Annotated in this window: 10 protein-coding genes; all 10 read right to left on the bottom strand. The window is 26.2% G+C overall.

Features of this window, described 5'->3' with window-relative positions:
- Nucleotides 1-169: 169 nt before the first annotated feature.
- Complete coding sequence (gene csx20, locus F1564_RS04790) at nt 170-556, bottom strand: CRISPR-associated protein Csx20 (RefSeq protein ID WP_018450065.1); 387 nt, start codon at nt 554-556, stop codon at nt 170-172.
- 714 nt (nt 557-1270) lie between these two features.
- Complete coding sequence (locus F1564_RS04785) at nt 1271-2983, bottom strand: hypothetical protein (RefSeq protein ID WP_018450066.1); 1713 nt, start codon at nt 2981-2983, stop codon at nt 1271-1273.
- Between the two features lie 11 nt (nt 2984-2994).
- Complete coding sequence (gene csx2, locus F1564_RS04780; RefSeq protein WP_018450067.1) at nt 2995-4275, bottom strand: TIGR02221 family CRISPR-associated protein; 1281 nt, start codon at nt 4273-4275, stop codon at nt 2995-2997.
- A gap of 36 nt (nt 4276-4311) precedes the next feature.
- Nucleotides 4312-5664, bottom strand: a complete 1353-nt coding sequence (csx2, locus tag F1564_RS04775) for a TIGR02221 family CRISPR-associated protein (protein ID WP_018450068.1) — start codon at nt 5662-5664, stop codon at nt 4312-4314.
- A 222-nt stretch (nt 5665-5886) separates the two neighbouring features.
- Complete coding sequence (locus tag F1564_RS04770; RefSeq protein ID WP_018450069.1) at nt 5887-6105, bottom strand: hypothetical protein; 219 nt, start codon at nt 6103-6105, stop codon at nt 5887-5889.
- A 198-nt stretch (nt 6106-6303) separates the two neighbouring features.
- A complete protein-coding gene (gene nrdF, locus F1564_RS04765; protein ID WP_026231211.1) occupies nt 6304-7311 on the bottom strand; it encodes a class 1b ribonucleoside-diphosphate reductase subunit beta in 1008 nt (335 codons plus the stop codon).
- Nucleotides 7312-7416: 105 nt separating this feature from the next.
- Entirely contained in the window at nt 7417-8274 is an 858-nt protein-coding gene (locus tag F1564_RS04760) for a Fic family protein (RefSeq protein WP_018450071.1), read from the bottom strand.
- A gap of 564 nt (nt 8275-8838) precedes the next feature.
- Nucleotides 8839-9330, bottom strand: coding sequence for a hypothetical protein (locus F1564_RS04755; RefSeq protein WP_149201899.1), 492 nt, complete (start codon nt 9328-9330; stop codon nt 8839-8841).
- A 370-nt stretch (nt 9331-9700) separates the two neighbouring features.
- Entirely contained in the window at nt 9701-10396 is a 696-nt protein-coding gene (locus tag F1564_RS04750) for an AbiH family protein (RefSeq protein ID WP_149201897.1), read from the bottom strand.
- A gap of 52 nt (nt 10397-10448) precedes the next feature.
- Nucleotides 10449-12548, bottom strand: coding sequence for a class 1b ribonucleoside-diphosphate reductase subunit alpha (nrdE, locus tag F1564_RS04745; protein ID WP_018450073.1), 2100 nt, complete (start codon nt 12546-12548; stop codon nt 10449-10451).
- Nucleotides 12549-12601: the final 53 nt, after the last annotated feature.

Here is a 12601-nt window from a genome sequence, read left to right as displayed (position 1 = left end):
TTTTTTCATTTTTTGTAGTGGTAGGAATTTTTTCTATAAATTTGTTTTACCACACTTTTTTGATTTTTCAAAATTTTTTTAAAAAAATTTTATACGGAAGTAGATTGTAAATGCCACTTTATATAAAACATATTATTTTAATTTAGTAATTATCATTATTTTGTATATTTTATTCATATCTAATAAATTTTACGTGTTTGAAATAACTGATTTTTTTTACAGTTTCACCATCTTTTATTTCTTCAACATTTCTTTCAGTATAGCTGTACACAGGAATTAATTCATTTTCTATTGACCATTTCACAAGATTGTAAGTATATCCCCAGTTGCCTTGTATTAAAATTATATCTCCTTTGCTAAAATTTTCTTTAACAAATTCTTTTATTTTTTCTAAATTCTCTTTATAATCTTTTTTTATTAAAACATTTGACCACATATTTTGTAATTCGTTTGGTAAACTTTCAATTTTTTTTACTTCATATTTTTCGATTAATTCTTTTTCCTGATTTTCTGTTAATTGATGCGAAAATACTAATAACGCCTTTTTATTTTTCATTTCCTATCTTTTTCCTTTCATTTTCGTAAAAATTAATTTTTTTTCGTAATCTATACACACTATAATTAATATATAATCATAAAGGAGGTGATAAATATGCTTACTACTATTATTGTTACTCTAGTTATTACACTTTAAATAAATTAATCACTTTTGTAAGTTAGCTGTTCATTTCGTAATCTTTATCGTTTATAATTTATACAAATCACAAAGGAGGTGTTAGTATGAATCCTATTATCATGGGTGCCATTGGTACAATTATTACTGCTGTTATTACTGATACTTTAAATAATCTTTAATTCGTAAGTTCATTGTTTGTTTCGTAATCTTTACCGTTTATAATTAATACATAATCGTAAAGGAGGTGATAAGTATGAATCCAATTATTATCAATGCTGCTGCTATTGTTACTACTTTAATCATCAAGGCTATAAATGACAATTAATTTTATGCTGCCTTATTTCTCTTATTACAAATATAAAGGAGGTGTGTATTTATGAATCCAATTATTATCAGTGCTATTGCCACTATTATTACTACTCTGGTTACTGACGCTTTAAATGATCTTTAATTTTTGTATCTTTATTGTTTATATTTTTAGGAGGTGTTTTTATGATTACTAATATTCGTGATATTCTTCTTATTGATATTATTCCTATGATTACTAATTGATTTTTTATCGTCTAGCCAGTGGTTAATTCCGCTGGTTTTTTATTACCATTGAAATTTACCTGAAATAAATATGCTGTAATTTGCTTTTTGTGAATTCACCAGTATAAAATCTTCTTCTAAGAGATTATTTTTTTTCATTTCTTCTTTTATCAATTTATTAATTTCTTTTATTACTGATTTTACTTCATTAAAGATTCTAGATATTGGAGATGGATTTTTAGCTTCCTTTCTTAATTTTCTATCTCTATTTTCTAAAATATTACGTACTTCGTTAGATCCTAACTTTCTTTCAGTATTAGCCACTTCAAGCAATTTATAAATAGGTATGTATTTTATATTATTTGCTTTTAAATTCACATTTATTTCCAAAAAATTATTTTTTGCTTCGAGACAAGGAATTTTTATAAAAGTTTCTCCGAAAGTCAGTTTTAGAGTTTCCTCTTTCAACTCTTTTTCAAAATCAAAATCAATAACATCTTCGTCTTCATATATATAGTTTGTTATTTCATCTAAATTATTAAATTCTTCTTCCATTCCATCAGCTTTAATTTCGTCATTTATTTTTTTGACTACTTCATTTAAATAAATTTTATTTCTTTTACCTGATAAGAAATATACTTTTGCCATTAAATAATAATAATATTTATCCTTATCAAATTCAAAATATTCTTCCTCAAACTTTTTGAAATCCTTTTCTTTTATACCAAAAACTTTATCATTAAATTTAAACCACTCAATTTCTCTTTTTTCAAAATCTTCATAATCTTCATATAAAATTAAAAATAATAAAAAACATATAACTTTTTTTAACTTATTTTGTGTTTCCTTTTCATAGGATCTCTCGTAATTAAAAATTTTTTTCAATATCTCTTCTAACTTGTCATAAAAACTATAACTGTCCTCATCCAACATTTTATCAAGATCAAAAATTTTACTTATTTCACTATAAAAAAATGCCATATCATCTCTTCCTGTTATCTTATAAAACTTCGCTACATTATGATAATCCATTTTTTCTATTGCTTCATTAATCATTGTGTATATGCTCAAATGTTCTTTTATAGGCTCTTTCATAAAATTTAAAGTCATAGTTGGATATAAATGTATATTCCCATTAGCTTTCTTTATTTCTCCATTATTTACAACATATCTTGAAATTTGCTTTTCATTCCAGTTAATTGCTCTAATTTGTCTTTCCGATGAAATTCTATACATTGCTGTAGATAATGTTTTCATTCCCAATGTAGTGTCAAAAATAGTATCTAATTTTGATATTTTACCTGCATAAATTAATTTTTTTATTTCTTTATAGCTTTCTTCGATAGTATTTCCAACTATCTGAATACCAAATGATTTTATATTTTTCCCTTTCATATCTTCTGAAATTTTGTTAAAACTTTCTATAGTTTCTTTAGTATACAAAAAATATATTTTTTTTACATTTTTAAATATCCTTAAATCCTTTTCAAACGGCAATTCAGAAAAAATATCTTTCTTTTCCGAATAACTTACAGCCGACACAATTTTTGTAATTCGAAAATTATCAAGATCAGCTTCTTTTGCAAATTTTTCTCCCTGTTCTTGAATTATATTTTTATAATCCCTTTCCAATAATAATTTCTCTTCAGATGCCATTTCATTATTTTCATAAAAATACAATTTCAAAATTAAATCCATTAACTCTCTATTTGTTTCATAACTTTCATCAACCATATTTAAAACTTCTTTTTTTATACTATCAAGTGTTAGTTCCATGTTTATATTTCCTATTCTGCATAAAAAATAATTTCTTTTATTTTTTTGAAGTTTTTTTCTAGTGTATTTCTAAAGGTTAAACTATCTGTTCTAGATCTTGGTTCCCCATTTTCTTTATTATCTTTAAGATTAAATCCTCCATGATTTATATCATTTCTAATATTTTTTATATTTCCATAAAGAGATTTTAGTTTTTGAAAATCTATTTGTTTTTCATTTAGTTCTCTAACTATATTTTGCATCTTTTCAATATCTCCTGAATATTCCTTTATATTTTCAAGACCTATAAAATTTGAAAGTTCTTCTCTATTGTTTTTATTTGTATAATCAATATTAGCTTTATTTAATAAAAATGTTATTAGGCCCTCTTGTAACATCGTAATTCCTTGCTGAAATAGTTTTTTTTCAATACACCATTCTACAGCATAAAAAACATTATTTACATTTTTGATTTTAAAATTATGAATATCTTTTTCTATTTTATCAATAACTAAAGTAAATGGAGGATATAAATCTTTCTTAACTTCTCTCATTTCTTCTTTTATAACTGCTATTTTATTACCTTCTACTATATTAATTCCCCTATTTGTATATATATCCAATGCTATATCTTCTAATTTTTTTGAAATATTTCTAAGATTATTTTTATCTCTATTAACATCTTTTGACTTAGATTTGAACTCTTTCTTTGCTAAATCTGAAAAATGTTCTGCCATTCCAGTTTTTACAAAAGAATATCCTGATAAAGACCAATCTTGTAATTTTGAAAAACTAGTAAAATCCATAATTGGACTCACTTCTATCTCGTTACCATCATCATCTTTTGCCGTATATTTCATTTCAAAAGCACCATAACATAGTTTTTTTACTTTTATATTTTTTAAAAATTTTGCATGTTGTAAAAGTAAAAGTCCCAACATAGGCAAAAATCTATAACTATGTGTTACATCAAAAGTCACTTCATCGTTTTCTTCTAAAACATCATAAATTTTCTGAAAAATAGACCATATCTCCTCTTCATCTTTTCCTTTTACAATTTCAATACTTTTGTACTTATAATTTTTTTCTTCTTCTAATTCTTTAAATCTATTTTCATAGGCTTCTTTTGTACAAAAAATATATTTCTCATCAAAAGTATTATTTTCGATTTCCACTACAGCATTTTGAATAAATTTAACATTTTTACTAATCTTATCTTTTTCTTGATCAATGTAATTACTCGGAACATATCCACCCTTTGGTCCTAATCCCAAAAAACTTAAAAATACTCTTCTCGATTTTCCTTTTTCCATTTCATATCCTCTCCTTATACAATAATTTTAATATTCTTATTTTTCTAAAAGTCCATTTGAATATTTATTTTCATAATAATTAATAAATTTTTTATCATACATTACAATTCTTAAAAATTCTATAGAATCTTTTAGATATTTTATATCATTATTTACTTGCATTCTTTTGCCTAAAGAATGTGAAATATCATTTCTTATTTCTTGAGATTTAAATAAAATTCTACATAATCTATGTTCTTTTTTTTCTAATTCATTTTTATGTCTTATACTGTTTAATTTTCTTTGAGAATAATAAAAATGATCCTTTATTTTCAAACCTATCCCTTTTTCACAATTCTCCAATCCAAGTATATCAATCACAAAATTCCTTATACTTTCGTTTATATTAATTGCAACCATAGCATATTTTTTTTGATTAAAATACCAGTTACCCAGTTCTAAAAGAATCTCGTAATCTTTTTCTGATTTTTTAAAATGTTTTAAAAAATTCTCAACTACATTTGGTATTATTAATTTCCCTGGACCTTCTACCATATTTATTTGATTATGCAGTTCCTTTAGGGATTGTATATTTTGTTTTATACTTCCAACATAATTTAAATTCAAGCTATCAGAAAAATCTTTTATATTATCCTTAACTTTATTATCTTCCATTATTTCTAATAAACTGTAACTATTCCCATAATTTTTAAATTCGTTTGCTCCCTTTATCCATTTCATCAAATCATAAAAAGGTTTTAGATTAATTACCGATGCTACTTTTATTGAATTTCCCTCGTCATCTACATCATCATCCAGTTCTTCCAGCATACCATAAGTTATTATTTTTATCTTAATATTTTTATCAATAACATCCGTTATATAATTCATTACCAAAAACATCCACATTGCATTTGATCTAAAAGAATGTGTTATATCTAAATAAATTTCATCATTTATATCCAGAGAATTTATTATCTCCATAATTTCTGAAAAATTTTCAAAAATTTCATTTTCATCCATTCCATATTTGGTTACAATCATTTCCACATTTGAAAATTTACTGTTAAACTTATTTGCATCTATTAAATTTATTTCTGTATTTTTATTGGCTTTTTCTGTAATATTTCTTAATTCCTTTTTATATTCTTCATCTATTGTTATTTTATTTCTTTCGCAATAATGCACATACAACTTATCCCACATAGAACCCGCTGTTCCAATATATATCGTTTTATCTATCTCATAATGTTTTTCCAAAACTGATGTAACAAAATATTCATCTTTATATATTTTATATGTTTTTAGATCTTCATTTTTTATTCTATAATCAGCTTTTCTATAATCTCTTTCTTTACTATTACGATCTATCATCCCTTTACCCAATCCCGCTATAAGTATCTTCGCCATCCCTATTTTCTCCTTCTTTTCCAATTTATTTTTTCAACAACCTTATCATTCTCTTTACCAATCATTATTTTAACATTTATTTTTTATCTAAGGATAACCTAAAATTTTAACAAAGTCAATAGCAATCTATAATTTTATTCTATTTTCTACTATTTTTCTATCAACTTTTTATTTTTTATAAAAAAAAATAATCATTGCTTTTTACACAACGACTATTATTGCTTACCTTGTTTTAATAGATATACTACTTTTACATACTGAAGAAAAATTATTTGCACCAGACAGATTGGATGCAGTTTCAATCCTTGTTTTAATGGATATACTACTTTTACCGTACTTTTGCGAAAATCCTTTATTTATAAGTGTTACAGAATTTTTTTCAGACATTAAAATTGAGATTATTTGACTGATTTTTAGCATTTTTTGACGTTTTTTTAGCATTTTCCGTAACTCCTAACATGCATTTTTATTGGATTTGAGTGTATTTTCTTTCCTTTTTTTCATTTCTTGTAGTGGTAGGAATTTTTTCTACAAACTTATTTTACCACATTTTTCTCTTTTTTCAAAATCTTTTTGAATATTTTTTCAAAAAAAATGAGAACCACTAATTAAAGCTCTCATTTTCATACATTTCCAAACTTAAATCAAGTCATCCGCATTCACTTCTTCATCAAATTTAAAGTCATCATCATGCAAATGCACCACTTCCAACGCCTTTTCATAATTCGTAGATTTTTTCGAGAAAAAATCGTGCTGCGTTGTTTCTACATTTAATCCATTTAGCACAATTGGATTTACATTCTTCACTTCAAATTCTTCTTCAAATCCTAGATTCATCAAGGCTTTGTTCGCATTATAACGGATGTATTCCTTCACATCGCCTGTAAGCCCAATATCCCCATAAATTTCATCAGTATATCTTGCTTCATTTTCGTACAAGTCGTACATCAATTTTTTCAGTTCAGCTCTCATATCTGCTTTTTCCTCTTCGCTGAAAGAATTGTATAGCTCTTGGAACAATAGCCCGACAAAAACTCCGTGAATCGACTCATCAGCTATGATTTTCTTGATTATATCGCAACTTGCAACCATTTCTCCCTGTCCTGCAAGCCAAAGCGGCAAAAAGAATCCACTGTAAAACAAATAAGTTTCCAAATAAACCGAAGCTGCCAGAGCCATCGCAATATCTCTTTTTGAAGCCTCAGGATTGTTCATTTTCTGATAATATCCGTCAATTTTATTAGCTTTATACTGCAAGTGCGGATTTTCCTGAACCCATCTGAATGTTTCATTAATCTCCCTTGTAGACGCAACCGTTGTAAATATTGTCGAATAAGACTTTGCATGAATTGTTTCCATCATACACATATATGAAAGCACCGAACGATTTTGCAGCGACTCAATATGATCAATAATTTTCGGCATCCCTGTATGGCTCTGTAGCGTATCCAACAGCGTTAATCCTCCTAGTACATGCAAATACGCCAATTTCATGGCAGGCTCAAGCGAATTCCAGCTATCAATATCCTTCGACGGAATATACTCCGTATCAATCCAAAACTGCTTCAAATTCTGCTCCCAAAACATCTCCACATAATCATTTTCCGGTGTGTTCCAGTTTACTGCCTCATATATTTTTTTCTCCATTTTTTTGTTTTCCTTTCTAAAAAACTCATCTCTTTTTAAAAATTTACTGTCCATTTAACTCCCCGTTTTCTTTGAAATCTAAAATAATTTTTCATAATTTTATTTCTATTTATCCCAATCTCTTGGAAAATCCCTCTCTGTCTCTGAATAATCCTGAAATCTCTTTTGATAAACTTCTTTCGGATTAATTCCATTCTTTTTTAAATATTCTTCAAACTTCATTTTTGTATCTTCATCAAAATATTTATAATACATCCAAAAAGTATTTTCAACACTCTTTTCTATAAAATCAGCAAGTAAATTGTAATTTGATTCAACTTGTGCTGTTTCTAAAGCAGTATAGTATTCATCTCTATCTTCATTTCGTATAACTGTAATCGGATAACCATTTTTCATAAGCTCCAAATTCAAAAGTAATCTCCCAGTCCGTCCATTACCATCAATAAATGGATGAATCTTTCCAAAATCAGCATGAAAACAAGCAACCTTCATTATCAAATCATTATTTTCACTACTATTGAATTTTTCAATCAACTCCGTCAACTTCTCTTCAACAAGATAATAAGGTGTCGTTTCAAATCCAGCACCCAAAATTTCATTATTACTTTTCTTAAACTTCCCTCTATTCTCAATATCATCATTCAACACAAGAGCATGAAATTCTCTTATCAACCTCAGTGATAAAGATTCATTTGTTTTTATAACTTCCTTGAGAAAATTAAGAGCATATTCCTGCCCCTTCACTTCCTCATGTTCTTTCAAACTTTTCCCTTTCACAGTAACCCCATATTGAAGAATAATATCCGTTTCTTTCAAAGTAAGAGTGCTACCTTCAATCGCATTTGAATTATAAATAAAATTTGTTTTAAGATTATTTTCCAATTTTGTCAGAATCCCTTTATTTAAGGGTCTTTTTTTTTCTAAAAAGTTTTTTAAACTTTCAATTTTAGATATTTTAAACATTTTTTATCTCCCTCCCCTTTTATTTAATAGCAAAAAATTTTGATGTTATTTATATTCTCATAAGCAAGTTTTCATAATTCTTCCGACCGCTTCAAATCATCAACCTGATTAAGTCCAACTGCTATTTTCCAACATTTTTACTTTTTATATTTGTAGGTTGTTTCTTGTATTTTCTTAATATTTGCTTTCTATAAATAACATCTCTTTTATTTTTATTTATACTGTTTTTTTAGATATTCTTCAAATTTTATTTTCGTATTTCTATTAATTTATCTTTATTAATTTATTTCTTTTATTTCTAATTTATTTTTTAGTTTAGTAATTTCCTTATGTTTTTTTAAAGCATACTTTTTTATTAAAGAGTTTACACTTCTTTCACAAGAAAAACCACTTGAATATAAAAATATCAATTTTATAGCTTTGTTATTCTCTAAATTAATCAAATCAAAAAGATCTTCAAAAAAAGTATAGTCAGCATCTGCAAATGAATGTCCATAAAAATATATTTTAGAAAAATTATTTGTTTCTATTAATTTCTTCCATTTTTCTTCAAGTTCCTTTCTTCTATTTTTTTATAAAACCTTTAAGTATTTCTTTAATAAACTCATCTTTAATTTGTACATCATCTATACCAAAAATTAAATTCGATTCTATTTTTCCTATTTTGTTTATTTCTTTTTTAATATTATTCTCTAAATTATTAAGTTCATCTATAATATTTTTACCTTTTGTAGATTTAATTTCTATATTTTTTAAATTAGGTACTACACTGTTTAATAATGTAAGAGTATATCTCAAACTCTTAGACTTGTAGTTTAGCTGTGATACTTCCATAATTTTTTTTATCTCGTTTTCTATTGATGCAAAATAAATTTTTGGATTTCCAGTAAAATCATTTATATCTCCATTGATATTAATCATTTCTTCTATATTTAAATTATTTTTATCATTAATAAATTCATTTAAGTAATTTGTATAATTAAAATTAATTATATATTTTTTTTCTTTTCCATTTTTAAAAAAATTATTTATACTTTTAATTATTTTAGAAGCCATTTTTTTCTTTAGTGCTTTATCTACCGTAACTTCAGTTTCTTTATTTTGAATTTCTAGTCTTAAAAATTTATTTTCAAAACTTTTATTTTTATTAATTTTACCAGATATATCTTTAAGTGTTAATATATTTTTTACGTCATTATTTATCTTTAAAACATATTCTCCGAAATAATTCTCAAAAATATTAAGTTGTTCTTTTAAATATATACATTTCTTATCATTTTTATTTATTATTTTTAATTCATCTTTTTTAAAATCTATATCTTTATTATAATCTGTGAATAAAATCTCTAAAAGAAAATTTAAATACTCTATTTCAAATATTAAATTTTCTACATAGTTTTGATATTCTTTTATGCTTATTTTATTATTAAAATATTCCTCTGTTTTTTAAAATTATTTTTAGGACACTTTCCATATTATCTCTTTTAATTTTTTCATTTTCATTAAAATTTTTCAAATATCTTTTTTTTACTTTTTCAAATTTACTTTTTCTAAAACTAAGTCTAACTAATTTTATAATTTTTTCTAATTCTAACTCTAAATCATTCCAATTATCTTTTATAAAAAGTGTTAATTCATTGAATCTATTATTGAATATTTCTATTAAATCTTGTATATAACATAAAATTTGCTCCTCAACCCATTGCCATTCATTTTTTTCAACTTTAATTAATAATAAAAATATAATAAATACTCCATATTCATCTACAAATCTATTTGTAGTTCTAGATTTCAATGTTGAAATTATTTCTTTATGAACACAATAAATATTCTCTTTTATTTGTTTCTGATTTTTTTCATTAATAGACTCCTCTAATTTTAATAAAAAATTATTTTCTTTTAATTCATAATCATATTTTTTCAGTTTTTCACTAAAATATTCCAATCTTTTTTTATCATATTTTTCAATATTTTTTCTATCTTCTCTTACTACATTAATAATATTTTTCATATTATTGATGTCAATATATTCAAAAAAATCATTATAACTTGTTTTCAATCCTAAGTTTAAATCAAAGCCATTTCCAATTACATACAATACCTTCTCGGTTCCTATACTCATACATGTTAATCTCCTTTTTTTTAATACTAATCTTTGTTTATCAGATATTTAACTAAACCGAACATGAAATACACTCCTCAATCGTAGCCTTCCTAGTTCTCGTATAATAAAGCGATTTCAACCCCAATCTATGAGCATAAATATAAAGCCTAGCCAAATCTCTAGTGCTATCCGTACTCTTCGTATACAAGATAGTCGAAATTCCCTGATCCACGTGTCTTTGAATTACAGAAATTAGTTTCAAGATATTTTTTTGATCCATATCGTAAGCGGACTTATAGAAGAAGTAGTTGTCGTTTGTCAAGTACGGCATTGGATAGAATGTCGTACTGTCTCCGTATTCTCTTACTTCGATTGTGTCAACTACTGGCATTACTGAGGCTGTGGAGTTCATTATGTAGGATGTTGACTGGTTTGGGGCGATTGCCATTCGGTAGGCGTTGTAGACTCCGTGTTTCATTACTTGCTCTTTTAGGTTTGCCCAGTCTTCTTTTGTTGGGATGTAGATTCCTTCAAATAGCTGTTTTATTTTTTCTGTTTGTGGCATGTATTCTTTTGTAATGTATTTGTCAAAGTAGTTTCCGTTGGCATATTCAGATTTTTCAAAGTCCTTGAAAGTTTCGCCTTTTTCTTTTGCGATTTCCATTGAACGTTCCAATGAATAGAAGTTTACCATCATAAAGAATACGTTACAGAAGTCAAGCGCTTCCTTACTTTCGTACATAATAAAGTTTTTAGCCAAGTACCCGTGCAGGTTCATTGCTCCCAGCCCTACTGAGTGCAGCTCGTCGTTTGCTTTTTTTATTGACGGAACAATATCAATGTTTGTTAAGTCTGATACCATTGTAAGTGAATCAATCGCCGCTTTTGTGGCTTCTTTTATTCTCTTATTTTCCATTACAGTTGCAATATTTAATGAACCTAAATTACATGAAATTCCACGTCTTATCGTATCTTCCTCATAATATGCATTAATGTCTGAAACTTCTGATAATTGCATAATTTCAGTACATAAATTTGAGAATTTAACTGTTCCGATTTCTTTTAATGCGTGTTCTTTATTTGCATTATCTTTAAAGAATAAATAAGGGTATCCACTTTCTTTTTGAGTTTGAGAAATTTTTACAAGAAGTTCCCTTGCGTTTATTTTTTTCTTTTTAACATTTGGATTATCAACCAGTTTTTCATACATTTCATTCATATCCATCTCATCCAGATATTGCCCATATTCAAGGAATACTGTGTGTGGATTAAACGTGTAACAAACTTCATCTTCCATTGCCAGCTGCATAAATTTATCTGGAACAATAACTCCGATTGACAATGATTTTATTCTGATTTTTTCATCTACATTTATTTTTTTACTATCCAAAAATTCATTAATATCAGAATGGAAAACATTCAAATAAACCGCTCCAGCCCCAGCTCTTTGTCCTAACTGATTTGCATACGAAAAAATATCCTCTAAAATCTTCATAATTGGTAAAACTCCAGAAGCTCTACCTTCAACTCCTTTTATTGACTCTCCTCTTGCTCTTACTTTAGAAAGGTTAATCGAAACTCCTCCACCAATCGAAGAAAGTTTCATTGAAGAATCAAAAACATATCCAATTCCGCTCAAATTATCTCCCATTTCATCAAGAAAACAAGAAACAAGCTCTCCAGAACGTTTTTTTCCAGAATTTAAAAAAGTTGGCGTAGCAGGCTGATATTCTTGATTTATCAACATCAAAGCATACTCTTTTGCCTTTTCAACATTTCCCTGTGCTAAGTATAGCGAAACCGTTGCAATCCTGTCCTCATATCTTTCCAAAAATTTTTCTCCAGTGTCATCCATCAAAGCATAACTTTGATAAAACTTAGACGCACTCATAAACGAAGCAAATCTAAACTTCTTATCATAAACCAGCTTAAACACTTCCTTTATCTCATCGTGGCTATACATCTCATAAAAATTAATATAATAATCATTTTTTATCAAATATCTCATCTTTTCCTCAAGATTATGAAAAAACACCGTATTTTTATTCACATAATCCACAAAATACGAATAAACAGCCTCCTTATCTTTCTCCAGCTGAAAATCCTCACCTTGTTTTACCATTATCTCGTTATTTAAGTATATCCATTTTTTTGCTCTTTTATCTACCATCATCTTCTCCTATTTTTTTATTTTATAATTTAGCTAAATTCAATGATTACATA

The sequence above is a fragment of the Leptotrichia shahii genome (assembly GCF_008327825.1).
Taxonomy (GTDB): Bacteria; Fusobacteriota; Fusobacteriia; order Fusobacteriales; family Leptotrichiaceae; genus Leptotrichia; species Leptotrichia shahii.
The sequence above is the reverse complement of the archived record's forward strand: the minus strand, read 5'-3'. Positions and strand labels throughout refer to the sequence as shown.

Bases quoted from the DNA above. Each gene is read 5' to 3' on its own strand.
- csx20 (WP_018450065.1), bottom strand. From the start codon at position 556: ATGAAAAATAAAAAGGCGTTATTAGTATTTTCGCATCAATTAACAGAA.
- F1564_RS04785 (WP_018450066.1), bottom strand. From the start codon at position 2,983: ATGGAACTAACACTTGATAGTATAAAAAAAGAAGTTTTAAATATGGTT.
- csx2 (WP_018450067.1), bottom strand. From the start codon at position 4,275: ATGGAAAAAGGAAAATCGAGAAGAGTATTTTTAAGTTTTTTGGGATTA.
- csx2 (WP_018450068.1), bottom strand. From the start codon at position 5,664: ATGGCGAAGATACTTATAGCGGGATTGGGTAAAGGGATGATAGATCGT.
- F1564_RS04770 (WP_018450069.1), bottom strand. From the start codon at position 6,105: ATGCTAAAAAAACGTCAAAAAATGCTAAAAATCAGTCAAATAATCTCA.
- nrdF (WP_026231211.1), bottom strand. From the start codon at position 7,311: ATGGAGAAAAAAATATATGAGGCAGTAAACTGGAACACACCGGAAAAT.
- F1564_RS04760 (WP_018450071.1), bottom strand. From the start codon at position 8,274: ATGTTTAAAATATCTAAAATTGAAAGTTTAAAAAACTTTTTAGAAAAA.
- F1564_RS04755 (WP_149201899.1), bottom strand. From the start codon at position 9,330: ATGGCTTCTAAAATAATTAAAAGTATAAATAATTTTTTTAAAAATGGA.
- F1564_RS04750 (WP_149201897.1), bottom strand. From the start codon at position 10,396: ATGAGTATAGGAACCGAGAAGGTATTGTATGTAATTGGAAATGGCTTT.
- nrdE (WP_018450073.1), bottom strand. From the start codon at position 12,548: ATGGTAGATAAAAGAGCAAAAAAATGGATATACTTAAATAACGAGATA.